25 protein-coding genes and 1 pseudogene are annotated in these 26,672 nt (G+C 55.8%); 11 read left to right on the top strand and 15 right to left on the bottom strand.

All coding sequences use genetic code 11. The features are described from left to right. The first annotated feature begins 36 nt into the window (after positions 1-36). Genes TR2A62_RS14240 through TR2A62_RS14230 form a run of 3 tightly spaced genes read left to right on the top strand, consistent with a single transcriptional unit; the run spans position 37 to position 2,958 of the window. On the top strand, positions 37-1,077 hold the full coding sequence (locus TR2A62_RS14240; protein ID WP_009157313.1) for an aromatic ring-hydroxylating dioxygenase subunit alpha: 1,041 nt from the start codon (positions 37-39) through the stop codon (positions 1,075-1,077). A 41-nt stretch (positions 1,078-1,118) separates the two neighbouring features. Continuing rightward, a complete protein-coding gene (locus TR2A62_RS14235; RefSeq protein ID WP_009158119.1) occupies positions 1,119-1,931 on the top strand; it encodes a phytanoyl-CoA dioxygenase family protein in 813 nt (270 codons plus the stop codon). A gap of 1 nt (position 1,932) precedes the next feature. Next, positions 1,933-2,958 (top strand): GlxA family transcriptional regulator, encoded by a 1,026-nt coding sequence (locus tag TR2A62_RS14230; RefSeq protein WP_009158891.1) that lies wholly within the window; start codon positions 1,933-1,935, stop codon positions 2,956-2,958. A gap of 81 nt (positions 2,959-3,039) precedes the next feature. Here TR2A62_RS14230 and tuf read toward each other — a convergent pair whose 3' ends face one another. The 5 genes from tuf to TR2A62_RS14205 form a co-directional block, all read right to left on the bottom strand. Next, on the bottom strand, positions 3,040-4,215 hold the full coding sequence (gene tuf / locus TR2A62_RS14225; RefSeq protein ID WP_009158100.1) for an elongation factor Tu: 1,176 nt from the start codon (positions 4,213-4,215) through the stop codon (positions 3,040-3,042). A 98-nt stretch (positions 4,216-4,313) separates the two neighbouring features. Beyond that, complete coding sequence (locus TR2A62_RS14220; protein WP_009160513.1) at positions 4,314-4,940, bottom strand: hypothetical protein; 627 nt, start codon at positions 4,938-4,940, stop codon at positions 4,314-4,316. Positions 4,941-4,998: 58 nt separating this feature from the next. Next, a complete protein-coding gene (locus tag TR2A62_RS14215; protein WP_009160677.1) occupies positions 4,999-6,159 on the bottom strand; it encodes a M48 family metallopeptidase in 1,161 nt (386 codons plus the stop codon). After that, positions 6,156-7,409: a DUF898 domain-containing protein gene (locus TR2A62_RS14210; protein WP_223296124.1), complete on the bottom strand. Its 1,254-nt coding sequence runs from the start codon at positions 7,407-7,409 to the stop codon at positions 6,156-6,158. Before TR2A62_RS14210 ends, TR2A62_RS14215 begins: the two co-directional genes overlap by 4 nt. Then, positions 7,330-9,645, bottom strand: coding sequence for a DNA topoisomerase IV subunit A (locus TR2A62_RS14205; protein ID WP_009159146.1), 2,316 nt, complete (start codon positions 9,643-9,645; stop codon positions 7,330-7,332). The genes TR2A62_RS14210 and TR2A62_RS14205 overlap by 80 nt, the downstream gene beginning before the upstream one ends. A gap of 139 nt (positions 9,646-9,784) precedes the next feature. Here TR2A62_RS14205 and TR2A62_RS14200 point away from each other — a divergent pair, with 139 nt between their 5' ends. From TR2A62_RS14200 to TR2A62_RS14175, 6 genes are all read left to right on the top strand, one after another. Further along, positions 9,785-10,327 carry an SH3 domain-containing protein gene (locus tag TR2A62_RS14200; RefSeq protein WP_009159949.1) on the top strand — a complete coding sequence of 181 codons (543 nt, stop codon included), beginning with the start codon at positions 9,785-9,787 and terminating at the stop codon, positions 10,325-10,327. A 64-nt stretch (positions 10,328-10,391) separates the two neighbouring features. After that, positions 10,392-11,222, top strand: a complete 831-nt coding sequence (locus tag TR2A62_RS14195; protein WP_009157410.1) for an SDR family NAD(P)-dependent oxidoreductase — start codon at positions 10,392-10,394, stop codon at positions 11,220-11,222. A 58-nt stretch (positions 11,223-11,280) separates the two neighbouring features. Next, positions 11,281-11,490 carry a twin transmembrane helix small protein gene (locus TR2A62_RS14190; protein ID WP_009159054.1) on the top strand — a complete coding sequence of 70 codons (210 nt, stop codon included), beginning with the start codon at positions 11,281-11,283 and terminating at the stop codon, positions 11,488-11,490. Between the two features lie 2 nt (positions 11,491-11,492). Beyond that, complete coding sequence (locus TR2A62_RS14185) at positions 11,493-12,065, top strand: cob(I)yrinic acid a,c-diamide adenosyltransferase (RefSeq protein WP_009157727.1); 573 nt, start codon at positions 11,493-11,495, stop codon at positions 12,063-12,065. A gap of 275 nt (positions 12,066-12,340) precedes the next feature. Then, positions 12,341-13,099 carry an electron transfer flavoprotein subunit beta/FixA family protein gene (locus tag TR2A62_RS14180; protein WP_009160655.1) on the top strand — a complete coding sequence of 253 codons (759 nt, stop codon included), beginning with the start codon at positions 12,341-12,343 and terminating at the stop codon, positions 13,097-13,099. Continuing rightward, positions 13,099-14,025 carry an electron transfer flavoprotein subunit alpha/FixB family protein gene (locus TR2A62_RS14175; RefSeq protein ID WP_009159157.1) on the top strand — a complete coding sequence of 309 codons (927 nt, stop codon included), beginning with the start codon at positions 13,099-13,101 and terminating at the stop codon, positions 14,023-14,025. Before TR2A62_RS14180 ends, TR2A62_RS14175 begins: the two co-directional genes overlap by 1 nt. A gap of 53 nt (positions 14,026-14,078) precedes the next feature. Here TR2A62_RS14175 and TR2A62_RS14170 read toward each other — a convergent pair whose 3' ends face one another. Continuing rightward, positions 14,079-14,912: a DUF6473 family protein gene (locus TR2A62_RS14170; RefSeq protein ID WP_009158331.1), complete on the bottom strand. Its 834-nt coding sequence runs from the start codon at positions 14,910-14,912 to the stop codon at positions 14,079-14,081. Positions 14,913-15,071: 159 nt separating this feature from the next. On the opposite strand from TR2A62_RS14170, the gene TR2A62_RS14165 reads away from it, so the two are divergent. Further along, a complete protein-coding gene (locus TR2A62_RS14165) occupies positions 15,072-15,950 on the top strand; it encodes a 3-hydroxybutyryl-CoA dehydrogenase (protein ID WP_009158986.1) in 879 nt (292 codons plus the stop codon). 3 nt (positions 15,951-15,953) lie between these two features. Here the strand turns inward: TR2A62_RS14165 and TR2A62_RS14160 are convergent, their stop codons facing one another. The 7 genes from TR2A62_RS14160 to TR2A62_RS14130 are packed head-to-tail and all read right to left on the bottom strand — an operon-like array spanning position 15,954 to position 21,363. Further along, positions 15,954-16,820 (bottom strand): lysophospholipid acyltransferase family protein, encoded by an 867-nt coding sequence (locus TR2A62_RS14160; protein WP_009158154.1) that lies wholly within the window; start codon positions 16,818-16,820, stop codon positions 15,954-15,956. A 29-nt stretch (positions 16,821-16,849) separates the two neighbouring features. Then, positions 16,850-17,122, bottom strand: coding sequence for an HPr family phosphocarrier protein (locus TR2A62_RS14155; protein ID WP_009160450.1), 273 nt, complete (start codon positions 17,120-17,122; stop codon positions 16,850-16,852). Further along, positions 17,119-17,523 carry a PTS sugar transporter subunit IIA gene (locus TR2A62_RS14150; protein ID WP_009159741.1) on the bottom strand — a complete coding sequence of 135 codons (405 nt, stop codon included), beginning with the start codon at positions 17,521-17,523 and terminating at the stop codon, positions 17,119-17,121. Before TR2A62_RS14150 ends, TR2A62_RS14155 begins: the two co-directional genes overlap by 4 nt. After that, positions 17,520-18,434, bottom strand: a complete 915-nt coding sequence (gene rapZ / locus TR2A62_RS14145) for an RNase adapter RapZ (protein WP_009158456.1) — start codon at positions 18,432-18,434, stop codon at positions 17,520-17,522. Before rapZ ends, TR2A62_RS14150 begins: the two co-directional genes overlap by 4 nt. Continuing rightward, positions 18,427-18,867 (bottom strand): HPr kinase/phosphorylase, encoded by a 441-nt coding sequence (locus tag TR2A62_RS14140; protein ID WP_009157971.1) that lies wholly within the window; start codon positions 18,865-18,867, stop codon positions 18,427-18,429. Before TR2A62_RS14140 ends, rapZ begins: the two co-directional genes overlap by 8 nt. A gap of 15 nt (positions 18,868-18,882) precedes the next feature. Beyond that, complete coding sequence (locus TR2A62_RS14135; protein ID WP_040820801.1) at positions 18,883-20,655, bottom strand: sensor histidine kinase; 1,773 nt, start codon at positions 20,653-20,655, stop codon at positions 18,883-18,885. A gap of 6 nt (positions 20,656-20,661) precedes the next feature. Further along, the gene (locus TR2A62_RS14130) at positions 20,662-21,363 is read right to left on the bottom strand and encodes a response regulator transcription factor (protein ID WP_009158246.1); all 702 of its coding nucleotides are present in this window, start codon (positions 21,361-21,363) and stop codon (positions 20,662-20,664) included. A 312-nt stretch (positions 21,364-21,675) separates the two neighbouring features. Between TR2A62_RS14130 and TR2A62_RS14125 the strand changes: the two genes are divergently transcribed. Then, a complete protein-coding gene (locus TR2A62_RS14125; RefSeq protein WP_009160355.1) occupies positions 21,676-23,274 on the top strand; it encodes a phosphoenolpyruvate carboxykinase in 1,599 nt (532 codons plus the stop codon). Positions 23,275-23,396: 122 nt separating this feature from the next. On the opposite strand, the pseudogene TR2A62_RS18555 reads toward TR2A62_RS14125, so the two are convergent. Both TR2A62_RS18555 and TR2A62_RS14115 read right to left on the bottom strand, forming a co-directional pair. Then, positions 23,397-23,621 (bottom strand): annotated as a pseudogene (locus TR2A62_RS18555) (adenine deaminase C-terminal domain-containing protein); the annotation flags it as partial. Between the two features lie 543 nt (positions 23,622-24,164). Next, the gene (locus TR2A62_RS14115) at positions 24,165-26,618 is read right to left on the bottom strand and encodes an FAD-dependent oxidoreductase (RefSeq protein WP_009160892.1); all 2,454 of its coding nucleotides are present in this window, start codon (positions 26,616-26,618) and stop codon (positions 24,165-24,167) included. Positions 26,619-26,672: the final 54 nt, after the last annotated feature.

Below are 26,672 nucleotides of genomic sequence, written 5' to 3'. Positions count from 1 at the left end.
TAGCGGCTAGGGTCGCGAAACGAGAGGGATACGCAGATGTTCTTGAAAAACGCTTGGTACGTTGCGGCGTGGGACCACGAGGTCACCCGCGATCTGCAACAGATCATTGTGCTGGGCAAAAAGATCTGTGTCTTTCGCACCGAAGCGGGCGAACTGGTCGCGCTTGAGGACGCCTGCCCCCACCGCAAATTGCCACTGTCCAAAGGTCGGATCAAAGGGGACACCCTAGAATGCGGTTATCACGGTCTAACGTTCAATTGCGCCGGCCAATGTGTTTGGGCACCCGGCACTGGCGGCATTCCATCCAATGCCAAAGTGCACGCCTACCCGCTTCATGAGAAATACGGATTGGTCTGGATCTGGATGGGCAATCCCGCGCTCGCTGACGCCTCGGATATTTTCGAGATCGAGAATTATGACAATCCGGAATGGGGCATCAATCGCGGCGACGCGATGGAGCTGGACTGCAACTATCTGCTGATGTGCGACAACTTGCTGGATCCAACCCATGTCGCGTGGGTCCACCAAAGCAGCTTTGCCGCAGACGCGACCAAAGACACACCACTACGCATCAAAAAGACCAACGAGGGCGTGATCGTCCACCGTTGGATGATGGATCATGAACCTGCGCCGTTCTACAAAAAGGTCGTCGAGTTCGAAGGCAACTGTGACCGCTTGCAGCACTACGAGGTGCGCTATCCGTCTCATGCGTTCGTCAAAGCGGTGTTCACCCCCGCAGGCACCGGTGGCGACGATGGCCCGTTGCACGAAAACACCTTCATCATGGACAGCTACAACTTTATGACCCCCACAACCGAGAGCCAGACACGCTATTACTGGTTCCAGTTGCGCAACATCCGTCCGGATGACAAAGCCTTGTCCAAAATGATGACCGAAGACGTCCAGCGCGCTTTTGAAGAAGACCGCGACGTCCTCAACGAAGTCCAGATTGGTATGACCAACAAAACATCCCCGCACATTGATTTGCCAATTGATGGCGGACAGCTGCGGTTCCGTCGCCAACTACAGGCGATGATCAATGAAGAACGTCAGGTCGACAGCCAAATGGCTGAATGACCCTGCGCTGAACGATAGCCCCCCCCGAAAGGCCGCCTACCATGACACACCCTCTTTTGACCCAAGATCACATTGACGCCTACGCCCGTGATGGTGTGGTACTGGTCAAAGGTCTGTTCAAGGATCAGGTTGATCAGCTTCGTGACGGAGTGGCGCGCAATATGGCCGAACCCGGCCCTTACGCCGCTGAGAACCTGAACGAGGGCGAAGGCGGCCGCTTCTTTGACGACTATTGCAACTGGACACGGATTTCCGAATTCCAAGAGGCGATCAAAGCGTCGCCGGCCGCGGCCGTGGCAGCCGAGCTGATGGGCTCAAAGACCGTTCAGATGTTTCACGATCACGTCTTGGTCAAAGAACCCGGCACGTCCAAACCGACCCCATGGCACCAAGACAGCCCCTACTACTTTGTAGAAGGCGACCAGACCGTGAGTTTTTGGTCCCCCCTTGATCCCGTTCGTTCCGCATCTTTGCGCTGTGTTGCTGGCTCACATCTGTGGGAAAAACCAGTACTCCCAACCCGCTGGTTGGCCGAGACTAGCTTCTATCCAAACGACGAAGACTACATGCAGGTCCCTGATCCTGATGCCGAAGGGATGGACATTCGAGAGTACGACATGGAACCGGGTGATGCCGTGGCGTTCAACTACAAGACACTGCATGGCGCGCGCGGCAACGATGCTGGCACCCGTCGTCGTGCGTTTTCACTGCGGTTGCTGGGCGACGATGCGCGCTATGTCGAACGCCCCGGCCCGACGTCCCCGCCCTTCCCCGGACATGACATGAAACCCGGACAACGGTTTCGCGAGGACTGGTTCCCGATGCTGTTGGAGCCCACAGATCAAGAGCGATGACGTGAGCACCAGCAAAGGCACGGACCCAAATCGACCGGACCTCGTCCCTGCGGGTGCGTTCAGCTATCCGGTCAAAGACCCAAAAGACACCCGCTGGTTTGGGTTTCTGTTGTTGCCTCAGTTTACATTGCTCGCCTTTAGCGCCGCGCTAGACCCACTGCGGATCGCCAACCAACTTGCACAAAAACCGCTCTACGGGTGGCTGGCAGTCTCCCCAGACAGCCGCGCTGTTTCATCGTCTTCTGGCATTGATATTGATGTGCATTTGGGTCTCGATGATCTCAAGCCTGACACATATCTTTTCGTCTGCTCTGGCAACAACGGTACCAACGCCGCGACAGATACCGTTCTTGGCCGCGTCAGACGTCACGTCCGGTTTGGCGGAAAGGTCGGTGGCGTTTGCACCGGCGCGGCCACCCTCGCCCGGGCCGGTCTACTGGAAGGTAAAACATTCACGCTGCATTGGGAAAACCAGCCCGGGTTTATTGAGGCATTTCCAGATCTAACGCCATCCCCCCAGAGGTTTGAAAAAGACGGCGATCTCATGACCAGTGGTGGCGGAGTTGCAGCGACCGAAATGATGATTTCTGTCATTGCCAAGGACTACGGCGAAGATTTTGCGATCGCCGTGTCTGACATGTGTCTGAACGGGCCAGATGTGACCACACGGACAGAACAGCGATCTTCTATTGCCAAGGCGATCAGTTCTCGAAATCCACGTGTTTTGTCCGTGCTGCGCGCGATGTACGACAATGTCGAAACTCCGCTTACTCTGTCCGAACTCGCAGCAAGTGCTGGAATTTCCCGTCGACAAATCGAACGCCAGTTCCGTCAACTCTTGGACGAAGCACCGGCCCAAACCTACCGCAACATCAGACTGGACCGCGCGCGCACTTTGCTGATGGAGACGAACCTCAGCGTGATAGAAATTGCGATGGCAACAGGGTTCAATTCAAACGCGGTGTTTTCTCGTCACTACAAAGAACGCTATGGTGAAACACCCCGCGGGCATCGCAGGCCGAAGTAGATCTCGCCAACATTTCCCGACAAAAAAGGCCGCCCCGGTTGGGGGCGGCCTTCTTTAAGAGTTCGCTTTGCCAGTGGCAAATTAGGCGAGGATTTTGGAAACCACGCCAGCGCCGACTGTGCGGCCGCCTTCGCGGATCGCAAAGCGCAGACCTTCTTCCATCGCAATCGGTGCGATCAGTTCAACTTCGAACTTCAGGTTGTCGCCAGGCATAACCATCTCAGTACCCGAAGGCAGCTCAACTGTGCCAGTCACGTCAGTTGTACGGAAGTAGAACTGTGGACGGTAGTTCGCGAAGAACGGCGTGTGACGGCCGCCCTCGTCTTTGGTGAGGATATAGGCCTCAGCTTCGAACTTGGTGTGTGGTGTCACGGATCCTGGCTTGACCAGAACCTGACCACGCTCAACGCCTTCACGGTCAACACCGCGAAGAAGTGCGCCGATGTTGTCGCCAGCTTCACCGGAATCCAGCAGCTTGCGGAACATTTCAACACCAGTACATGTGGTCTTGGATGTGTCACGGATACCAACGATTTCGATTTCTTCGCCGACGTTGATCACGCCACGCTCGATGCGGCCTGTTACAACTGTACCACGGCCAGAGATCGAGAATACGTCCTCGATTGGCATCAGGAACGGCTGGTCAACAGCACGCTCTGGTGTCGGGATGTACTCGTCAACAGCAGCCATCAGCTTCTTGATCGACTCTTCACCAATCTCTGGTGTGTTGCCTTCCATCGCAGCCAAAGCCGAACCTGGGATCACAGGAATGTCGTCGCCTGGGTAGTCATACGAAGACAGCAGCTCGCGGATTTCCATCTCAACGAGTTCCAGCAGCTCTTCGTCGTCAACCTGGTCAACTTTGTTCATGTAAACGACCATCTTCGGGATACCAACCTGGCGGCCCAACAGGATGTGCTCGCGCGTCTGTGGCATCGGGCCATCAGCAGCGTTCACAACCAAGATCGCGCCGTCCATCTGAGCAGCACCAGTGATCATGTTCTTGACGTAGTCAGCGTGGCCCGGGCAGTCGACGTGCGCGTAGTGACGGGACTCTGTCTCGTACTCAACGTGTGCAGTCGAAATCGTGATACCACGTGCTTTTTCTTCTGGCGCGCCGTCAATCTGGTCATACGCCTGGAAGTCACCAAAATACTTGGTGATCGCAGCTGTCAAAGTCGTTTTGCCGTGGTCAACGTGGCCAATCGTGCCGATGTTGACGTGCGGCTTATTACGTTCAAACTTTTCCTTACCCATGACGGGACGCCTCGCTATTTGGGGGGCGCTGTCATCGCGATCAGGGCCCGAATTGATACGCGGGCGAAATAGTCGGATCGAACAAGAAAATCAAGAGATCAGTTTTCGGCACCGTCTGCTGTCGGTCCGGCGGCTTGCATCAGAGCATCACCATCAATGATCGTAGCGTCGTCTTCCAAGACTTCGGCTTGGGTTCCGAACCACTGACCGTTGGTGCGCATATAACGCTCAATCGCACGCGCGGCGTTCTGGCTCAGGTTCTCGATCTGCTCTTCTTTGGTTTTCGTGTAGCCGGTACCAATCAACGTGTCGGCGCCGAACGTTTCCAAAACCGTCACCTGATGCGGCTCTTCGTTCAGTTTGGTTTGGGTAGAATCGTCCCATACCGTGACATTCAAAATCAGCGCTGATTTCGGCGACAACACGACGGGAATACCTGGAGGCGCGAGGATGTAGGCCTCAACCGAGACGCCCAAGTGATAGAACTTGGTGCCTTCGTAGCGATCAAACCGTTCATTCAGCGCCGCCTCAACAGCACCAGTCCATTCGTCCGCTGTTGCGTCGCGCGACACCGGCCCCTTTTGCAGATTGGGTGCGACCACGGCGACAAAGCCTTTGCGGTAATCGCCCAAAGGCTCGACCGGTCCAGCGAGGTCTTCGACACCACCCTGACAGGCTGCGACCAAAAATGCGGCGGCCAATGTGCCAAATGCTTGAAGTCTCATCGCAGCAATCCTTTGTTTGTTGACACAAGCGTTAACCTAGGCCCGCCCAAGGTGCAAATCATGACCCAAACGTCAGCGGGCAAATGCCCTGCAAGGCGCGCCATTCTTCAACCGTCAAAAGCGGCTTGGCAGCAAACGCATTGGGTGTTGCCGCCCGTGCTGCCGCAATCCGGTCGCCCATTTCGGGGTGAGAAATGAAATGCTGAATAATGCTGTCGTCCGCATCTGCGCCGTCCACGACCATCCGTTCAAAGAAATCCCCGATGGCGCTAGGGGGCACACCCGCGTCAGCCAAAACCGCATGCGCATAGGTGTCGGCCTTCGCCTCGGCCGCTTGAGTATAATCAGCTTGGATCAAGCGTTCTGCCAAAAAGAGAACCAAGGCACCGCCAGCGAAATCGCCGAACAACAACCCCAGCACCCCGATAGATCCCGCGGACCGCATTGCAATGCGTGTCGGATCTCGCGCTTCGACGTGACCCATTTCATGGGCAAAGACCGCTGCGACCTCTTCGTGGGTTTCTGCCGCGTCGATCAACCCGCGAAAGAACACGACATACCCACCTGGCAAGGCGAACGCATTTACCATCGGGTGATCCAGCACATGCACAGTCAGCTCGACAGGCAAATCTGCCTCGGCTTCTAGCGCGACACGCATTTTGTCCAACGCCGCCAACCCGTCAGGATCTTCGCAAATCGCAAGTGGTTGAAAACCCGTCTCGTCCAACGCGCCACGGATTTGGGCAAAGGTAGTGTCACCCAACGCTTTTTCCCCTTCGGGCGGCAAAAACTCAGCCAACTGATCTGCCATGACGGGGACCAAAACGCCGATAATCAAAGCCACTGATGCCACCGCAGCCAGTGACCAAGTGACCAGTCGTTTCTTGTTCTCGACAGGGGGCCGTTTGTGCAGATGTTTAGCGCGTGACCGGATGATCGCCATGTCGGCTGCATCGGTCAAAATCAAACGCGGGGTGCCGTCGTTGCGCAGCCGCAGCACCATCAGATCATTAGATGCCTGATCACGCACACTGCGCATTTCGTCATAGGGCCAGCGGGTAATTTCATCGTCATCCACAGTCAGGATCAACTGTCGCTTGGTATCATCGACAGCCAGCGTGACGTCTTGGGGATGTGCCATGTCGCCATCAAAAAACTGGCCTGTTCCAGAAAACACCGACGCCTCGGCGCCGACACGGATCACTGTGCGTTCGGTCATAGTGCGGCTCCTACGTCTAATGCTTCTGCGAACCCTTCAGCCTCGGCAAACTCATCGCGCGCCCGTTGGCTGATGTCATACAATTTGTCCGCGTCTGTCACGGCCAAGGTTTGTGCATAGTGACGCAAAATCGGCATCGTCAGAAATACTTGGGTCAACACGTTCCAGAACAAGAAGACCGAGAAATACAACAATACCCCAACAATCGTCAGCAAAGTCCGCGGCAGCGTCCCGAGCCAGACAAAGAAAGGATTGTCGCCCCTCAACCCCACTTCTTGGGCTTCAAGCAGAACAATCAGAACGCTCACCGGCACCAGGGGGATCATCAGCATAAAAAAGACAGCCACATAGCCAAAGCCATAAATCCGCGCGATGCGCCTTGGCCGCGCTTGCGACCACAAGCCGACGCCACCGGCCGTCTTTTCGTTCGCCAACAATCGCCGGCTTTCGACAGAGTAATGCACCAGACCATAGAGGAGCCAAGGCATCGACCCCACCAACATCCAAGCCATCGCAGGGTTCTGCATGATGGACAAAGCCGCACCCCCAGTAAACACAACACCGATCACAGCATGCGTGATCGCTGGCATCAGCATCTTCCAATCGCCACCTTGGTTCATCCGTGCCGACCCGTAGAATGTGCGGTCGGTCACGTATTTCTCTAACCAGAACGTCATGCGCGGCCACATCAGACCGGCGGTCAAGACTGTTAGGGTCCAATGGCCCAGCGCCCGAAATGCATAGCCCCATGCGCCCGGCTCTAATCCGAACCGCACCCCGCGCCACCGGGTTCGTGCCAGCACATAACGTCGCGCTCTGTAACGGGCATAAAACCACAGGGGGATGACCCCTATAAAGCTGACAGCATAGGCCGCAAAATTATTGGATAGCAGTGAAAAGCTGACAAACATCAGTATCAGGTTCACGATGCCAATGTAGAAGGCGAGGATCACAACCGCGATCAAAAAGCCTAACAGCTTTTCCCAAGGGTTCCCGACATATTCAAATGGATGACCCGCAGGCCGGATCGCTGACCAATACCAGCGGCGCATCCGCGTTTTCATCCAAAATCGGTACAGTCCCAGTGTCAGGATCGTCCACAAACCGGTCTTGAAGGCCAGCCAGAACAACCCCTTGCGGTTGCCTACAAATCGGATCGGCTCAGCCTTGTCAGGTGAATCGGTTATCGCGGGGGAATCCGCGAGGGGCCATACGCCCTGCGCTTGCGCGTTTTCCTGCCCATTCGGCAAGCTCAGTTTCTGTGCGGGTTCGTCCTGCGGGGTCCTGCCACGAGAGCCCCCCGGCCATGGTGAAGGTCGCGACATCACTTAGGCCCCCGTCTTTGTACTTTTGCAGTCTGACACCTTTGCCGCGCCCCATCTCTGGCAGTTCCTCAATCGGGAACACCAGAACCTTACGGTTTTCGCCAACACACGCAACATGATCGCCAGTTACAGTGATGCAAACCTTGGCCATGACGCCGTCTTTGACGTTCAGAACCTGTTTTCCGGTGCGGGTTTGCGCAATGACATCCGCCTCTGGCACGATGAAACCATCACCTGCCGAGGACGCGACCAACAGCTTGCGCTCTGGCTGGTGAATAAAGAAATCTACGATGTCGGCTTCGTTTGGCAGATCGACCATCAGGCGCAATGGTTCACCCATCCCGCGCCCACCGGGCAGGTTCGACGCGCTGACGGTATAGAACCGTCCGTTCGTACCAAACACCAGCAAACGGTCGGTCGTTTCGGCGTGGAACATAAACCGCGCCTCGTCACCGTCCTTGAATTTCAGCTCACGGGCCAAATCGACATGGCCCGACAACGCCCGGACCCAACCCATTTTCGAACAAACAATAGTGATCGGTTCGCGCTCGATCATGGCCTCGATTGGCACATCTTCAACTTCAGCGGCTTCGGCAAACAACGTGCGTCGCGCCCCACCTTTGTAGTTCTTGCCAAACTGTTTGCGGGTCTCGCGCAGCTGCTCGGAAATCCGCGACCACTGCAAATCATCGCTATCCAGCAGGTCTTCCAATTCGGCCCGCTCTTCCATCAACGCGCTTTGCTCGCGCAACAGCTCGAGCTCTTCGAGACGACGCAACGACCGTAGACGCATGTTCAAAATGGCCTCGGCCTGAACCTCGGACAGGCCTTCTTCATCCCGCAATGCTGGCGACAAATAGTCAGTCTCGTCCATCGCGCGTTTATGCGTCAGGGACCAATCCTCACGGATCAGTGCCGCCTTGGGATCGTCGTCATAGCGAATGATGTCGATCACACGATCGAGGTTCAAAAACGCGACAATGAAACCTTCGAGCACCTCGAGGCGGTGATCGATCTTGGCCATCCGGTGCTGTGACCGGCGGATCAGAACTTCGCGGCGGTGATCCAAGAACGCGCGCAACACTTCTTTGAGCGAGCAGACCTTGGGCGTCAGCCCGTCGATCAGCACGTTCATGTTCATCGAGAACCGCACTTCGAGGTCCGAATTGCGGTAAAGCATGTTCATCAACACCTCTGGGTCCACATTCTTGGACTTAGGTTCGATCACCATGCGCACGTCATCGGCGCTCTCATCCCGCACATCGGCAAGGATTGGAATTTTCTTGAGCTGGATCACCTCAGCGATCTTTTCGATCAGCTTGGATTTTTGCACCTGATAGGGGATCTCGGTCACGACAATTTGCCACTGACCACGGTCCAGTTTTTCGATCTCCCACTTGCACCGTAGGCGGAACGATCCGCGCCCCGTCGCATACGCGTTCAGGATGTTTTCCTTCGGCTCAACGATCACGCCGCCGGTCGGAAAATCAGGTCCGGGGACCATCTCGATCAATGTTTCGTCACGTGCATTGGGCGCCTTGATCAAATGCAAACAGGCGTCGACCAGCTCGGGGATATTATGAGGTGGGATATTGGTCGCCATCCCCACCGCGATCCCGCTTGATCCATTGGCCAACAGGTTGGGAAAGGTTGCGGGCAACACAACCGGTTCGGTCAGCGTGCCATCATAGTTTTCGCGGTAATCTACCGCGTTTTCGTTCAGGCCTTCCAACAACGCCTCGGCGGCGGCCGTCATCCGCGCCTCTGTGTATCGGCTTGCCGCAGGGTTATCGCCGTCGATGTTGCCAAAGTTACCCTGACCATCGACCAACGGGTAACGCACCGCAAAGTCCTGCGCCAAACGGGCCATAGCGTCATAGATCGCAGCATCACCGTGCGGGTGGTAGTTGCCCATCACGTCACCGGAAATTTTGGCCGACTTACGAAAGCCTCCGGTCGCAGACAACCTCAACTCGCGCATCGCATATAGAATGCGGCGATGGACCGGTTTTAGACCATCACGAGCGTCTGGCAACGCGCGGTGCATGATCGTCGACAACGCGTAGGTTAGATACCGTTCGCCAATGGCGCGGCGTAAGGGTTCTAAAACCTCACCTGTCTCAGGGGGGTCCATATTGTTGTCGTCAGTCAAATCGCTCATAGATCGTGTGTAGCCCCGCCCCCCTGTGGGGTAAAGACAGCTTAGGGGGAAGAAATCGGAATCTTTTACCTCTCAGAATCGTTAGCGGTCTGATAGCTCTACCCTACTAAATGTTCAGAGTTGGTCGGGGGACGACGCGATGTTGCGTTACGTATTTTTGTGCTTTTTGTTTATGGGCTGGGGCTTTTACGAACTCAGCGGCGGGTCAGATTTCAAACCCATGTCGGAAATGAACACTGAAGAGCTCGCTGCTTTGGGCCGTTCTCATTTTCCGCCACGCGTGGAGGTCACAGATCTTGAACCCGTACGCGTTGCAGAAACGATTGTTCAAGAACCTGTTGAAGAAACCGAAACGGTTGTCGCCACACGTGCCGTTCAGACGCCTGCGACTGTGACACTCGCCACTGCATCCTCTGATGACGTCGCAATTGTTGAAACGGTCGCTCTGTCTCAGGTCGAAGAGATCGAAGAAGTTGTCAAAGACATCCGTTCCGTCGACGCCAACCGCGTCAATATGCGTGCCGGACCTGGCACAAATTTTGGCGTGCTTGCAAAACTGACACGCGGTACCGAGGCCGAGATCCTAGAAGAAAACGACGACGGTTGGGTGCGCCTGCGCGTGACTGATTCTGGTCAAGTCGGCTGGATGGCCGCACGTCTGCTCAGCGAAAAAATAAGCTGACCAGTTGCTCAAACCGCGCTGAAGCGCCATATGAGACCCCTGATATCTTCGGGGGTCTTTTCGTATGTCAAACCGCTCTGTTCTTATCACCGGATCGTCGTCTGGCATTGGCTATGACGCGGCTCATGGCCTGCGCGACGCGGGGTGGCGTGTCTTCGCGTCTTGCCGGCAGCAGGCCGATTGTGACCGCCTGATCGCCGAAGGGTTCGAAAGCCCGTTGATCGACTACTCAAATGCGGACACCCTGACATCCGGTCTGGCCGAAGTCCTCGAGGCGACAGGCGGCACGCTGGATGCGCTCTATAACAATGGCGCTTACGCCTGCCCCGGCTTGGTCGAGGATCTGCCCGTCGGCGCCCTTCGCGACATTTTCGAGACGAACTTCTTTGGCCTCCACGACCTGACCCGACGCGTCATCCCCGTCATGCGCGCCCAAGGGCACGGGCGCATCCTGAACTGCTCATCCGTCTTGGGCTTTGCAGTGCTGCCCTATCGCGGCGCGTATAACTCGACGAAATTTGCGATGGAGGGGCTGACCGACACCCTGCGCATCGAAATGCGCGGCACCGGCATCCATGTGGTGCTGATCGAACCTGGACCGATCACATCCGACATCCGCAAAAACGCGATCCCGCATTTTGAGAAATGGATTGATTGGGAAAACTCTGCGCGTGCCAAAGAATATCGTCGGGGCCTGTCTAAACGTCTCTACGAGGACAATGGTCCAGACACATTCGAGCTGCCAGCATCCGCCGTGACCAAGAAAATTCTGCATGCGTTGACATCCAAGCAGCCGAAACCACGTTACTATGTGACCTTCCCGACCTATCTAATGGGGACGCTGAAACGAATTCTGCCAACGCGCGCAATGGATTGGATTCAATCCAAGGCTTAGGTCTTCCCTTTGCCCCCGCCCATTCTATGTCCCTAAGGACACGATCAAAGGACACCCTATGCTACGCGACCCACTCTTTTTGTTGATTATCCTCGCGGTGATCATTGTCGGCGGAATTCTCGCCACCGGCGTTGGCGGTTTTGCCAAGGGCGGCGATTTCAATCGCAAACACGCAAACCGCCTGATGCGGTGGCGCATCATCGCACAGTTCGTTGCGGTCTGCCTGATCCTTCTCTTTGTCTATCTGCGCCGCATTGGAGCCAGCTGAACATGGTTGTTCTAAACAAAATCTACACGAAAACCGGCGACGCCGGCGAAACCGCACTGGGCAACGGCGCACGCGTCGCCAAACACTCAATGCGCGTCACCGCCTACGGCACCGTTGACGAGGCAAACGCGACCTTTGGTCTAGCGCGCCTGTATGCCGAGGGTGACCTCGACACAAAACTGGCAATGATCCAAAACGATCTCTTTGATCTGGGCGCGGACCTGTGCCGCCCCGATATGGAAAAAGACGCCGACGCAGAATACCCGCCCCTGCGGATGTCAGATGCCCAAGTCTCGCGGCTCGAAACCGAAATCGACGCGATGACAGATGTGCTTGAACCTCTGCGGTCGTTTATCCTGCCCGGTGGCTCTGCCTTGGCAGCGCACCTGCATTTGTGCCGCACGGTTTCGCGTCGCGCAGAACGCCTGACTGTTGAACTTGCTACAATGGAATCTGTGAACCCTTCGGCGGTCAGATATCTCAATCGCTTGTCAGATTGGTGCTTTGCTGCGTCGCGGATGGCTAATGACGCAGGCCACGATGACGTGCTATGGGTGCCTGGCGCCAATCGCTAAATCGATCAGCGGCGACCCAAAACCATCGGTCGCCGCTCGTGACGAATCAAATACATTGGCGCTATTAGCGCCCAACACACGAAACCCGTGCATTCTTTCGTGAAAAAAATTTGCAAAATTTCATTTGGTTTTGTTGAACAAAATTAGAAACGCGGCGTCCACGGCCCGTTCCGCGTCGATTTTACACTATTTTCCTGCCGCGCGAGAGGCTAACAAATCCCTGAGTATTTCTTGGGGGGCGATCCGTCCCCTGCAATTTTCAGGAGACTGCGCCAATGAAGGTCCTCGTACCCGTCAAACGCGTCATCGACTATAACGTAAAAGTTCGCGTCAAAGCGGACGGCAGCGGTGTCGATCTCGCCAACGTCAAAATGTCCATGAACCCGTTCGACGAAATTGCTGTCGAACAGGCGATCCGCCTCAAAGAGGCCGGTCAGGCCGACGAGGTCATCGCAGTATCTATCGGCGTCAAGCAGAGCCAGGAAACCTTGCGCACAGCCTTGGCTATGGGCGCTGATCGCGCGATCCTAATCAATGCAGCCGATGACGTGCACACAGACATCGAGCCGCTCGCTGTTGCTAAGTTGCTAAAAGCTGTCGTCGACGAAGAGCAGCCCAGCATCGTACTGTGTGGCAAGCAGGCCATCGACAACGACATGAACGCGACAGGTCAAATGCTGTCGGCGCTCTTGGGTTGGTCACAGGCCACATTTGCATCCGAAGTTGCGATCGACGGCGACAGCGCCACAGTCACTCGCGAAGTCGACGGCGGCCTACAGACCATCAAGGTCAAAATGCCGACGATCGTTACCGTTGACCTGCGTCTGAACGAGCCTCGCTATGCGTCGCTGCCAAACATCATGAAGGCCAAGAAAAAGCCTTTGGACGAGAAAACACCCGCCGACTACGGCGTGGACGTCGCACCTCGTCTCGCGATTGTTGGAACCACTGAACCAGAGACACGCAAAGCGGGTGAAATGGTCGGATCAGTCGATGAGCTGGTCGAGAAACTTAAAGAAGCGGGGACTGTATAATGGCTGTTCTTCTCATTGCAGAAGTCGCGGGCGGCGAATTGAACGCTGACGCAACTGGCAAAGCGCTGACTGCGGTTAAATCGCTCGGCGACGTAACAATCCTATGTGCAGGCGCTGGTTGTTCGGGTGCGGCTGACACCGCAGCCAAGCTCGACGGTGCTGCCAAAGTCCTGTGTGCTGACGATGCCGCCTATGGCAACGATCTCGCCGAACCGATGGCGGACCTCTTGGTCTCGCTGGCCGGTGACTACGATCACATCGCAGCACCTTCGACCGCCGCATCCAAAAACATCCTGCCCCGTGCGGCAGCGATGCTCGACGCGATGATCATTTCCGAAGTCACAGCAGTGGTCGACGCCGATACATTCGAGCGTCCGATCTATGCGGGCAACGCGATCCAGACCGTTAAATCTGGTGACGCGAAAAAGGTCATGACCATCCGGACTGCGAACTTTGACGCCGCTGGCGAAGGTGGCTCTGCTTCGGTAGAAAACGTCACTTCTGCTGGTAACTCGGGCTTGTCCGAGTGGGTCGAAGATAAAGTCGCCGAAAGCGATCGCCCAGAACTGACATCTGCAGGCATCGTTGTCTCTGGTGGTCGTGGCGTCGGATCAGAAGACGACTTCAACTTGATCGAAGGTCTTGCTGACAAACTCAACGCAGCTGTTGGCGCCTCGCGCGCTGCGGTCGATTCCGGCTATGCGCCGAACGACTGGCAGGTTGGTCAGACAGGCAAGGTGGTTGCTCCGGATCTCTACATCGCTGTGGGTATCTCGGGAGCAATTCAGCACCTCGCCGGTATGAAAGATTCGAAAATCATCGTCGCGATCAACAAAGACGAAGAAGCTCCGATCTTCCAAGTCGCCGACTATGGTTTGGTCGCTGACCTCTTTGATGCTGTGCCAGAGCTGACATCCAAGCTCTGATCACCGTGACATAGTACGACCAAGAGGCCCGCCAGTTTGGTGGGCCTCTTGCGTTAGAGCATGCCTTGCAATCTGTGCGCGGTCAGCTCGGCCACTTCGGTATGAGATGCGACATTCAGGTTCAGGCGTGCAGCCGCTTCTTCGTGCCGCTCAAAAACCATATCAGTCAATCCTGTCGCGCGGGCATGTGCCGAGAGCGGCACCTCGATCACGTCCTCAACATGGGGCCGTATTTTTTCGATCATATCGCGCGTCACGAACAGTGGCTCGCGGGCCAGCTCGTTGGCGAGCTCACTGCTATTCGTCCCGGGGGCCTCGGCACCGACCCACAGCAAAACGACCCGTGACCCCAGCCCACGCACCAAGAGGCGCATGCGGGCCACCCACGCTTCTTGCAGTTCGTCCCTCAAGACGCGGAACCGTTCCGGCGCGCGTTGTTGGACCGAGGTCAACATGTGTCGGGTAAAATTGAAATCTGTAAAGTCTATGCCATTAAAGATCGCCTGCATCAGCACGCTCGCTTTGACAAAGCGGTCATTGCGGCGCGGATGGACGGAATAAAATCGATTGGACATGTTCTGTGCGCCCATCACCTGAACCACGGTCATCTTGGCCCGCTGACAGACCGCCCCAAGGTCCTCATCATGCAGGAACACATCGATACCCGCATTCACACAGCCAAGATTGACACAGGTTGTCCCAATCCGGTCTTCAATCCGCTCTACATACGGGCGTTCGACAAACTTACCGTAGGTTTCGCTACTGCCTAGAAACGCAACATACTCGCCCACCAACGGCTTTTTCGGGCCACGAAAGAAGGTGCGCGATCCTTCATAGCGACAAGGCAAATAGTCAAGCGCGGGAGGCGCGAGGGTTTCGTATTTCATGTTGGTGCACCAATTGGTTTCGACACCAGATTCGCCGATTTCTCTTACCAAGAAGCTAAAGCGCGCATTTGCCTCAGGTTTTAACGATTTATCGCCGCTTGCTCGCCCATCCCTGCCCGCGCTATGCTGCACCGCAACATCATTCAGAGGATGCACATCATGGCGATCGAAACTGTTGGAATCGTGGGCGCAGGGCAGATGGGCAATGGCATTGCTCACGTGTTTGCATTGGCCGGCTATGATGTGCTCTTGAACGATGTGCAGCAGGACAATTTGACTGCCGCTCGCAGCATTATCGAGGGCAACCTCGACCGTCAGGTCAGCCGCGACAAAATCACCACCCAAGAAAAGGCTGACGCCATGGCGCGGATCAGCACAACGCTCACGCTACCTGATCTGGGGCAAACTGATCTGATTATTGAGGCCGCGACCGAACGCGAAACTGTCAAGCAGGCGATCTTTGAAGACCTCGTGCCGCACCTCAAACCCAACACAATCCTTACGTCGAATACGTCGTCGATCTCGATCACCCGCCTTGCATCTCGCACGGACCGGCCCGAAAAATTCATGGGCTTTCACTTTATGAACCCAGTGCCAATCATGCAGCTGGTCGAGCTGATCCGCGGGATCGCCACGGACAAAGAAACCTTTGATGCCTGCCTCGCCGTTGTCGAACGCTTGGGGAAAACCGCAGCGACAGCCGAAGATTTCCCAGCCTTTATCGTGAACCGCATTCTGATGCCGATGATCAACGAAGCGATCTATACCCTGTACGAAGGTGTCGGGTCCGTTCGTTCAATCGACACCTCTCTCAAGCTGGGCGCGAACCACCCTATGGGGCCGCTTGAGCTGGCCGACTTTATTGGGCTTGATACCTGTTTGGCGATTATGAACGTGCTGCACGACGGATTGGCCGACACCAAATATCGCCCCTGTCCGCTGCTCACAAAATATGTCGAAGCTGGCTGGCTTGGGCGTAAAACAGGTCGCGGATTTTATGACTATCGTGGCGACGGTGACCCCGTCCCAACCCGCTAAGGATCAGTCTCGCAGGCTCAGCGTATGCTCGCGTAGCCATGCCATGAACGCACGTGGGTCGGTCTCTTTTTCCGCCACGACGTCCGCTGAAATCGGATGGCCAACAACGGGCGCTTGTGGGCGGTTACATGCCTTGACGATTTCATGCAGCAACAACCCCTGCCGCAACAGCGCCGACACACGGTTTGCCATTTGATAGAGCCGAGAATTCGATCCAGGGAAAAAGATCGGTACAACCGTAGCCCCTGACCGCCGGATCATTTTGGCCGTAAACACATTCCATTCACGTTCGATTGCAGGGCCCATCAGCGTGTCTGATGATGCGACAACGCCCGATGGAAACAGCGCCACAACGCCACCATCCTTGAGTTCGGCCATAGCCGCCGCGCGCATCTCCATCATCTTGGCCTGCGCGTCATCCTCGTGCGGAAACGGCACAGGGATCAGGTAGCTGCTCGCAACCTCGTCGATGCCCGTCAGAACCGACCGCGTCAGCACTTTATAATCAGGACGAACGCGCCCGATCAGATCGGCAAAGATCATTCCATCAATCAGCCCGTGAGGGTGGTTCGCGACAATCACGACTGGCCCGGTCTTTGGGATACGGTCCATTTGCGATTGCGGCGTTGCCAGTTCGATCCCCATCGCATCAAGTGCCGCGCGCCAAAATGCCTGACCCTGCGGATTGTCCTGCTTCTCGAACTTGCGGATCATCCCGAGGATGCTCAGCTTGCCCGTCATCCACTCCATCGTGCTGATGAACCGGCGGCTCCAAAAATTGTCAAACGTGTTGGCGTAGGTCAGCGTGCGCCGATCATAGGTCTGCGGCCCAGTGCTCCCGTTCTGATTGTTAGAACCATTATCGACCACGTCGGTGTTTTCCTGTCCGCGCTTGGCGTTCAGCCCCCCTCGCCGAACTTGTCAGCAATCAAAGCCCCGAGCGCATCCGCCAGTGTTTCAGCGTCATTTCCGCTGGTTTCAACTTCAATAAAGGTTCCCTTAGAAGCTGCCAACATCAAAAGCCCCATGATGCTATCACCCGAGGTGCTCATCCCGTCGTGGCTGATTTCGGCGCGTGCGTCATGGGCCTCGACGACTTCTACCAGCTTGGCAGAGGCGCGGGCGTGTAAACCTTTGACGTTTACGATCTCATGGGTGCGCGTCTTACTCATGACGGTGTAGCCTCTGGTTTAACAATTTGGCTGTCGATGTATTTGCGGCCCGCCTCTAGCGAACAGCTCACGGCGTCGCTCACTGACTTTTCACGCGACTTCGCAAGCTTGATGAGCATTGGCAGGTTGGCCCCATAGACCATACGGCGATTGTCACACTGACAGGCCATCAGCGACAAATTCGACGGCGAGCCGCCAAACATATCCGTCACCACGACAACTCCGTTGCCGGTATCGACGCTATCTGCGGCAGCACAAATCTCGGATTGTTTGTCAGTGCGGTTATGTTCGGCCTGAATAGAGATCGCACGAATCCCGTCTTGGCTGCCGACAACATGTTCGACCGCGGCCAAATATTCTTTGGCCAATCCACCATGTGCAACGATCACGATTCCGATCACGCTGATCCACCTTGTTTTTCGGGCGTCGATTGATTTCGTCGCTCCAGTTCCCGATGTCGCTTAGACACCTGCCAGCCCACATCTGCAAGGGTCGCAGCCAGCATTTCCGTCATCGCAACCGATCTGTGTTGCCCGCCAGTACACCCAAATCCAATGGATAGATGTGATTTTCCTTCGGCTTGGTAGGCTGGCAGCAACAGCACTGCCAACCCGCTGAGCCGCTCCATCACCTCTTCAAACCTTGGATCCCCGCGGATATAGTCGGCAACAGCAGCATTTCGGCCATCCAATCTGCGCAGCTCTGCCTCCCAGTGAGGATTGCGCAAAAACCGACAATCAAACGCCAGATCCAAACCGCGCGGCAAACCGCGTTTATAGGAAAACGATTGCACGGTAACAGACAATGACGTGCTGTCCTGTGCCCCCATCAGACGTTCAATATCTGCTCTTAGATCATGCGGGCTCATCTCGGTGGTATCGATCAGGATATCTGCCGTTCCGCGGATCGGGATCAGCAACTGGCGTTCGATCTCAATTCCGTCTCGAGGGGTCGCACTGGGGGCCAGTGGATGCCGTCTGCGCGTTTCAGAAAATCTGCGCAACAACACATCGTCGCTGCAATCCAGAAACAAGACGTCCAATGCCACGAGCGGGTTGCTGCGCAGCCGTTCGATCATCGCCATCAACCCATCGGTGCTAAAATCACGGTTGCGCGCATCGATGCCCAGCGCCAGCGGTTTTGCAGGTGGGTCGCCCTCCAGCAATCGCGGCAGCAAATGCATCGGCAAATTATCGATCACCTCATAACCGCTATCTTCGAGCGCGTTGACCGCGGTTGAGCGGCCCGCGCCCGATGGCCCAGTGATCAAAACCACATGCGGTGAATCGTCAATCGTCGCCTCGTCAGTCATCCAGATCCCCTTGTTCTGCTTTTAGATATTGCAGAACACTCTCAACAAAATGCCCACTCTCGGGGTTGTGAAGCAAGGGGACCGGTACGTCATGGACGAAATATTCTTGACGCTGCGGCAATCGTTGGTCAGTTTTTTGGTCCAAATCCACGGCGACGGCGACCTGTGCTGGGCCCACTGGTTCAGCCGCTAAAATGCCTATGCCTCGCGCCTCGATCCGGCCACGGATCGTGTCAGGTGCATCCGCCCAGACCACTTGGTCTGCGACGCTCAGGTGAACACGGTCATCTGCAACCAATCCTGCGCCATAAGCCATCAATCGCAGCGCCATAGCAGATTTACCAGCGCCAGACGCCCCTAGGATCAGGACAGCGCGGCCGTTCAGTGCGACACAACTTGCATGAATTGGATTGGGGTTTGTGACGTCGCCCATCCGTCTGCCGTCCGCCTACAGCGGCAGGCCGACAACAAAGCGCGCACCCAGAGGCTCGGACGTGAGGTCGGCTTCTGTTGGGCGAATATTTTCAGCCCAAATCACACCACCATGCGCCTCGACGATTTGTTTGGAAATCGCGAGCCCGAGACCCGAATTGTTACCAAACTGCTGCTCAGGACGTTCGGAATAAAAGCGTTGAAAGATTTTGGTCAAAGCCCCGTCGGGGATGCCTGGACCGGTGTCCTCGACGACCACAAGGATACGATTTTTACGACGCCGCGCCCAAACGCGGATCGCGTCACCATCTTCGCAAAACGAAATCGCGTTGGTGATCAGATTGACAAAGACCTGCGCCAAACGCGCCTCAAGCCCCATAACCTCGACAGGGTGGTCCGGCAGATCCGCGATAAAGTCGATGCCGCGTTTGCCCGCGTCCTCACCAAGGAACTGCGTCAGGTTCGTCACCATCTTGATCAGGTCAAAGGCTTCTTCTTCTTCCTTGACCAATTCACTGTCGAGCCGTGACGCGCTCGAAATATCGCTGACCAGACGGTCCAACCGCATGGTGTCGTGCTCGATCAAATCCAGCAATTTCTGACGTTGGTCATCCCGCTTGGCAACACGCATTGTGCCAACCGCCGAACGCAACGACGCGAGCGGGTTCTTGATTTCATGTACGACGTCCGCGGCAAATTGTTCGTTGCCTTCGATCCGTTCGTAGAGGGCCGAGACCATTCCGCGCAAGGCACCAGACAACCGTCCTATCTCGTCAGGGCGGGCCGTCAGGTCAGGAATGCGAATTTTGTTCGGGCTCATCTTACGGGCGTTTTTATCACGTCCCAACTCGGCTGCCGCCGCCAGATCCGCAAGTGGATTCGCAATGGTCGAGGCCAAGAGCAAGCTCAGGCCAATTGATACCAAAATACCAATCACGAACATCTGCAGCACCTGCTCGCGCTCGTGGCGGACAAGCCGGTCCAGTTCACCCGCCGCACTCGTCAATGCGACCGCACCGACAGCTGTGCCGTTCTGTAGAATTGGCGTCACAACTGTAAATACAGTCTGCCCATTCGCCGTTGTGCCGCTATCAACTAGGGTCGCGCCGGCGACCGCGTCAGCGACCAGCATGTTGGCAAGCGCTTCGTGATCAGCAGCAGCTGTTTCAGGCTCTTTGGGCGAGAACAGCCCGGACATGCCGTCCCAAACTCGGTTCAAAAAGTCGGTGATGATCGTCCCGCTGATCTCGTCCTCGAGCCCAGTGATTGGCAACGCATTAACACGCGCCATGCCCTCAGACGAACTGACCAGATTGCCGGCTGTGTCATAGACGTACACCTCGACCCCGCCACGCAGATTGAGCCCCGCCAAAGTCTCGACCGGATCAATCCCGTCGCCCGTGACCAAATTCACAGGTGCACCGACAGGCAACTTGGCCTCAAAGACGTCAGCAATCAAAACCGCCTCGCTGACCAATCCGTTTGCGCGTTGAAACGCCAGATTGTCCCGCGACGAGTTCATATACAAAACACCCGCGACCAGAATAATCATGGCCAGCAGGTTGAAGGTGATGATTTTGCGTGCAAGCGGCGAGCGGTTAAGCCGCAACATGCCGCGCCTACTGCGCTGCGCCTGCAAATCTCGATCAGATGCCACCTCGGGCGAGATATAGTCTTCGCCCAAGGCAATATCCCCCGAATGCCGCGTGCCTACATCCTCGCCCCGTGCAACCGCAGCGCGGCGCACAGACTTTAGATCACGAACATCAACCTCGGGGGCCATTGTCATTAGTGTTTACTCTTCGTTGTAGCGGTAACCGATACCATAGAGCGTCTCGATCGCCGAGAACTCATCATCAGCCATGCGCATCTTCTTGCGCAGACGTTTGATGTGACTGTCGATGGTCCGATCGTCTACGTAAACCTGATCGTCGTACGCGACGTCCATCAGCTGATCGCGCGACTTCACGAAACCAGGACGCTGCGCCAAGGCCTGCAACAACAAGAATTCGGTCACTGTCAGAGACACATCGCGTCCCTTCCACTTCACCGCGTGACGCAGAGGGTCCATAACCAGATCACCGCGGTTCATCACCTTGGTGTCTTCGCATTCTTCAACAACTTCGCCGCTGATCGCATCCTGACGGCGCAACAGCGCACGAATACGTTCAACCAGCAAACGCTGCGAAAACGGCTTCTTTACATAGTCATCCGCACCCATCCGCAGACCGAGAACTTCGTCGATCTCGTCATCTTTGGACGTGAGTAAAATAACTGGCATCGTCGTCTTTTGACGCAACCGCTGTAGCAAATCCATGCCATCCATACGGGGCATCTTGATGTCCAGAACTGCCATATCAGGCATGTTCTTGTTAAAACTGTCCAATGCGGACTGACCGTCATTAAATGTCGATACTTCAAAACCCTCTGCCTCGAGGGTCATGGACACGGACGTCAAAATATTCCGATCGTCGTCCACCAACGCAATCTTATTCATGGGGTGTTTCCCTTTACTGCTCAATACGGCGTTTTGCCTGATTTTTTCTTTTGTTTTGCACGACAAAGGCCATGCGAATCAATGATAAAAAACGAATCAGGCATGTCTCATCGCCCAATTTGCGCCACAATTTGATAACCAATGGCTAAAATGCCTCACCTTTTGGCACTCGGGACCGTTGCTCAATCACTGGTGGCGTTAACATGGAAATGGTTGCGCTAACGTTCCGGCCCCCATCTATCGCGCCTGAGAAACCGCATGCTATGGGATTGAAACACGCCCTTTGGCGGGGCCGCAATCAGGAGCAAAACCATGGACCATGGACGGGTCAACCCAGCAATGAAACTCGACGATCAAGGGATCAAGGGGCTGGGTCAGGTCTATTATAACCTGATGGAACCTGCGCTGATCCAAGAGGCCCTGATGGCCGGCGAGGGCACATTGGGCAACGGTGGCGCATTTCTTGTGACGACTGGTAAATTCACTGGTCGCTCGCCGAAAGACAAACACATCGTGCGGACCGACAACGTCGCCGATCACATCTGGTGGGAAAACAACGCTGAAATGTCTGTCCAAGGGTTCGACGCTCTTTACGACGAAATGATCGCTCACATGTCTGGTGGCACCTACCATGTCCAAGACCTCTTTGGGGGCGCCGACCCAGAACACCGTTTGGACGTCCGCGTTGTCACCGAACTTGCGTGGCATGGCCTGTTTATCCGCACGATGCTGCGCCGCCCCGAGCGCGCCGAACTCGACACGTTTGCGCCCGAGTGGACGATCATCAACTGCCCGACATTCAAAGCTGACCCAGAGCGCCACAACTGCCGCTCTGAAACGGTCATCACAATGAACTTTGAGCGCAAGATGATCCTGATCGGCGGCACCGAATACGCGGGCGAGAACAAAAAATCAGTCTTTACCCTGCTGAATTACCTGCTCGTCGACAAAGGTATCATGCCGATGCACTGCTCGGCGAACCATGCCAACGGGAACCCTGTTGATACGGCCGTTTTCTTTGGCCTGTCAGGCACCGGTAAAACGACGCTGTCGGCGGACCCGAACCGCACCTTGATTGGCGACGATGAACACGGCTGGTCCGAACGCGGCACGTTCAACTTTGAGGGAGGCTGTTACGCCAAGACCATCAACCTGAGCGCCGAGGCCGAGCCAGAGATTTTCGCCACGACCGAGAAATTCGGCACTGTGATCGAAAACATGGTCTTTGACGCCGAGACCAAGGAATTGGATTTCGAAGACGACAGCCTGACCGCAAACATGCGCTGCGCCTACCCGCTGCACTACATCTCGAACGCCTCTGACAGCGCGCTTGGCGGCCACCCCAAGAACATCATCATGCTGACCTGCGATGCGTTTGGTGTGCTGCCCCCCATTGCGCGCCTGACACCGGCCCAAGCGATGTACCACTTCCTCTCGGGTTTCACCTCCAAGGTTGCAGGCACCGAGCGCGGCGTGACCGAACCCGAGCCCACATTCTCGACCTGCTTCGGTGCGCCCTTCATGCCCCGCCGCCCCGAAGAATACGGCAACCTGCTGCGCGGCAAGATTGCCAAGCATGGCGCGACCTGCTGGCTGGTCAACACCGGCTGGACCGGCGGCGCTTATGGCACGGGCAACCGGATGCCGATCAAAGCGACACGCGCACTGCTCACTGCGGCGCTCGACGGCTCGCTCTCGGAATCGACCTTCCGCAAGGATCCAAACTTTGGGTTCGACGTGCCAGTGACCGTTGCAAACGTCGACGCTGGTCTCTTGGATCCACGCAGCACATGGGACGACAAAGCCGCCTATGATGCCCAAGCGTCAAAACTGGTTGAAATGTTCGCAGGCAACTTTGCCCAATACGTCCCGCACATCGACGACGACGTCCGCGCCTGCGCCATCAGCTAAGCCGCGCAACTGATATCGCGACACACCGCCTCTTGTCTCGCAAGGGGCGTTTGTGTTTCTCAACGTGATTTGTTTAACGCAGACGGTTCACGTACAGAAAATTCGATCCACGCAACTGGGTCTCAAACCTCGACGACAGGGGTCAACCGAAACTCTGTGACATCAACAAGCCCAAGATCACTGATCCGCAATTCAGGAATGAGAACAAGCGCCAGCAGAGAATGCTGCATATAAGCATTGTTCATTGTGCAACCGCAGGCCGCCATGGCTTCGATCATCTTTTTTGCATGGCCTGCGACCTCGGCGGCGGGTTTGTCCGACATCAGTCCCGCAATCAGAAGTTCGATCTGTTCTCGCGCGGCCCTTAGCCCGATATGGACAAGATCCGCTGCTTCAGCCGCCAGGGTTTCTGCAGAAACACCACGCGGTCGACGTGAGAGGGCTAAAGATGTGGGGTAATATGCGGGGATTCCTGTTTCTTCTACAACGGTGGCAAAACGCTCTCCATTGCGACGCACATATCTTTTGACTCGAGAAAAATATCTCAAGGGGTCTGAAATTTGCTCTGACAAATACCAATCCTCTCCACAAGTGAGACACCGCCGAGGGGCCTTCATAAATGGACATTGGCTAAATTTTCAAATCAGGAAGATCAAAGTGGGAACTTTTTCCTAATCTGTGAAACTACCGGTTTCTTGTACAGAGAAGATAAGTTGTTTTGTTTTTTGCAAGAATAACGGGAAGGACCCTCTGCAAGTAGTTGAAATCATATACTTAAATAGATGCAATTACCGATTCTGGAGGTTTGTGTGACATAATCAATATTATGTTAATACTAGAACGAAGCCAAATGAGACATATGCGATTTGTTCCTGACCGGATTGCAGTGTTTATGCGTTGATCCGCTTGGACTTTGGATCATAGGGCGTGCGCAGATGTGCGGTTGCCTCATGATGTTCACCTGCCAGATCAATGACGAAACTGTGGCTGTCAATAAAGGCTTGGTCGATCTTGCTGCCAGCCTTCACATCACAAAGTGCAACCGCGGCCCCTAGGGTATGCCCGTAGGCCGCTGAGCGAACTTCGCCCACTTCAACACCGTTGCACAGAACGGCCTCACCACCCCAAATCTGCGCTTTTGCGTCCTTCAAAACCAGTTGGATGATCCGGCGGTCCAGGTGGTCGGGATCAGCCTTCGCCGCAAGCAATGCGTCTTTTCCGACAAACCCGCCCGGCTTGTTAAAATCCACCGCGAAGCCCAAACCAGCCTGCAGTGGCGTTATGTCGGGGGTCAATTCACGGCTCCAGGCGCGAAACCCTTTTTCGATCCGCAGACCGTCAAGCGCGTAGTAACCGGCATCACGGATGCCATGATCCGCACCGATCTGCATCAGATCGTCGTAGACCCCAGCGGTGAATTCAGTTGGAACAATAAGCTCCCAACCCAGTTCACCCACATAAGACATGCGGTTGGCCATCACGGTGGCATATCCAAGGTCGATGCTTTTGCAGGTGCCGAACGGGAAACCGTCGTTTGTCAGGTCCGTTTTGGTTAACGCCCCAAGCACGTTGCGGGATTTTGGCCCCATAATGGCCAAGAAAGACCACGCCGATGTGACATCGGTCATGTAGACATGGGCGTTCGGTGCGAAACTGCGCGAAATCCAGTTGGCATCGCGCACTGCTTGCGCCGATCCGGTGATGATGAAAAATCTGTCTTCGTTCAGGCGAATGACCGTCACGTCGCTTTCAAATCCGCCACGTTTGTTCAACATTCCTGTGTAGACAGTCTTGCCGATTGGCACGTCGATATTGGCGGCGCACATCCGGTTCAGCTCGGCGCAGGCATCGCGCCCCTGCACGAGCAGTTTGGCAAAAGATGTCTGATCAAACACGGCGACTCCATCGCGCACGGCCTTGTGTTCTGCGCCAACGGCATCATGCCAGTTCTGGCGGCCAAAGCTGTAAACCGTTTCGGCGGTAGTGCCATTGGATGCGAACCAATTGGCGCGTTCCCACCCCATTTTAGATCCGAATACAGCGTTTTTCGCGGCCAAGCGATCATAAAGCGGGGATCGACGGAACGGCCGAGCGGTGTCCAATTCCCGGTTCGGCCAAGGCATTGCATAATGAAGACCCAAGGTTTCTTTGACCCTGTCATGCAACCACGTCGGGTTGTTATTGAAGTCGGCAAAACGGCGGATATCAACGGCAAACAAGTCTGACGTTGCCTCGCCTTCGACGATCCATTCTGCCAACGCCCGCCCTGCCCCGCCAGCACTGGCGATGCCCATCGAGTTAAAGCCAGCACCCACAAAGAAATTCACAAGCTCTGGTGCTTCGCCCAGAAGATAGTTGTTGTCAGGTGTGAAACTTTCGGGGCCATTGTAAAATTTGCGCACACCCACCGTTTCCATATCCGGCACACGCATCAAGGCGTTTTGCAGAAGAATTTCAAACTGGTCCCAATCATCGGGCAGCAACGAGAATTCGAACTTGTCGGGGATACCATCCATGCCCCAGGGTTTCGCCTCTGGTTCAAATCCGCCCATGACAAGCCCGCCAGTTTCTTCCTTGAAGTAAATGTAGCCGTCCGGATCGCGCAGAACTGGCAAATCAGGGGTCACGCCGTTCATGGTTTCGGTTACGATATACATGTGTTCTGCGGAATGCAGCGGGACGTTCACACCGCACATTTTGCCAATTTCCCGCGCCCACTGACCTGCACAGTTTACGACCACCTGCGCGTCAATCGTGCCGTGATCCGTGACCACGCCGGTGACGGCACCGTCTTTCGTGGTGATGTCTGTGACCTTCACGCCCTCGATGATCCGTGCGCCGCCATTGCGGGCGCCTTTGGCCAGCGATTGTGTCAAGTCAGTCGGGTTCGCCTTGCCGTCGCCGGACATCCAGATCCCGCCCTTCAGATCATCGGTTTGCATCACGGGCCATTTGTCACCTGCCTCTTGCGGGGTCAGAACGTCGACCTCGACACCTTGGGCGCGGGCTGCGGCGGCGGTGCGCATCAACATCGTCATTCGATCATCGGTGCGCGCCACAGTGACTGAGCCACATTGCATCCACCCCGTTGCAAGTCCTGTTTCAGCCTCAAGATGGGCATAGAGCTGGGTCGAATAGCGGATCAAATTGGTCATCGCAGGCTGGCTGCGCAATTGCCCCACAAGCCCTGCCGCATGCCATGTCGTGCCGCAGCTCAGCTGCCCCTGCTCCAGCAGAACAACATCCGTGTGGCCCATCTTTGTCAGGTGATACGCCACCGAACAGCCGGCAATCCCGCCCCCGATGATGACGTACTGCGCATTTTTGGGAAAAGGCTTGGACATTGCAGGGCTCCACAAGAAACTGAGTTGTCAGATTCTTGCATTAATTTGCAAACC

Source organism: Thalassobium sp. R2A62 (genome assembly GCF_000161835.1).
GTDB lineage: Bacteria > Pseudomonadota > Alphaproteobacteria > Rhodobacterales > Rhodobacteraceae > Thalassobium.
This window is presented reverse-complemented; position numbering and strand designations above follow the sequence as displayed.

Bases quoted from the DNA above. Each gene is read 5' to 3' on its own strand.
- TR2A62_RS14165 (WP_009158986.1), top strand. From the start codon at position 15,072: ATGGCGATCGAAACTGTTGGAATCGTGGGCGCAGGGCAGATGGGCAAT.
- TR2A62_RS14215 (WP_009160677.1), bottom strand. From the start codon at position 6,159: ATGACCGAACGCACAGTGATCCGTGTCGGCGCCGAGGCGTCGGTGTTT.
- TR2A62_RS14235 (WP_009158119.1), top strand. From the start codon at position 1,119: ATGACACACCCTCTTTTGACCCAAGATCACATTGACGCCTACGCCCGT.
- TR2A62_RS14130 (WP_009158246.1), bottom strand. From the start codon at position 21,363: ATGAATAAGATTGCGTTGGTGGACGACGATCGGAATATTTTGACGTCC.
- TR2A62_RS14140 (WP_009157971.1), bottom strand. From the start codon at position 18,867: ATGGGCGACGTCACAAACCCCAATCCAATTCATGCAAGTTGTGTCGCA.
- TR2A62_RS14220 (WP_009160513.1), bottom strand. From the start codon at position 4,940: ATGAGACTTCAAGCATTTGGCACATTGGCCGCCGCATTTTTGGTCGCA.
- TR2A62_RS14180 (WP_009160655.1), top strand. From the start codon at position 12,341: ATGAAGGTCCTCGTACCCGTCAAACGCGTCATCGACTATAACGTAAAA.
- rapZ (WP_009158456.1), bottom strand. From the start codon at position 18,434: ATGACTGACGAGGCGACGATTGACGATTCACCGCATGTGGTTTTGATC.
- TR2A62_RS14135 (WP_040820801.1), bottom strand. From the start codon at position 20,655: ATGACAATGGCCCCCGAGGTTGATGTTCGTGATCTAAAGTCTGTGCGC.
- TR2A62_RS14175 (WP_009159157.1), top strand. From the start codon at position 13,099: ATGGCTGTTCTTCTCATTGCAGAAGTCGCGGGCGGCGAATTGAACGCT.
- TR2A62_RS14125 (WP_009160355.1), top strand. From the start codon at position 21,676: ATGGACCATGGACGGGTCAACCCAGCAATGAAACTCGACGATCAAGGG.
- TR2A62_RS14240 (WP_009157313.1), top strand. From the start codon at position 37: ATGTTCTTGAAAAACGCTTGGTACGTTGCGGCGTGGGACCACGAGGTC.
- TR2A62_RS14185 (WP_009157727.1), top strand. From the start codon at position 11,493: ATGGTTGTTCTAAACAAAATCTACACGAAAACCGGCGACGCCGGCGAA.
- TR2A62_RS14200 (WP_009159949.1), top strand. From the start codon at position 9,785: ATGTTGCGTTACGTATTTTTGTGCTTTTTGTTTATGGGCTGGGGCTTT.
- TR2A62_RS14195 (WP_009157410.1), top strand. From the start codon at position 10,392: ATGTCAAACCGCTCTGTTCTTATCACCGGATCGTCGTCTGGCATTGGC.
- tuf (WP_009158100.1), bottom strand. From the start codon at position 4,215: ATGGGTAAGGAAAAGTTTGAACGTAATAAGCCGCACGTCAACATCGGC.
- TR2A62_RS14155 (WP_009160450.1), bottom strand. From the start codon at position 17,122: ATGAGTAAGACGCGCACCCATGAGATCGTAAACGTCAAAGGTTTACAC.
- TR2A62_RS14205 (WP_009159146.1), bottom strand. From the start codon at position 9,645: ATGAGCGATTTGACTGACGACAACAATATGGACCCCCCTGAGACAGGT.
- TR2A62_RS14115 (WP_009160892.1), bottom strand. From the start codon at position 26,618: ATGTCCAAGCCTTTTCCCAAAAATGCGCAGTACGTCATCATCGGGGGC.
- TR2A62_RS14190 (WP_009159054.1), top strand. From the start codon at position 11,281: ATGCTACGCGACCCACTCTTTTTGTTGATTATCCTCGCGGTGATCATT.
- TR2A62_RS14170 (WP_009158331.1), bottom strand. From the start codon at position 14,912: ATGAAATACGAAACCCTCGCGCCTCCCGCGCTTGACTATTTGCCTTGT.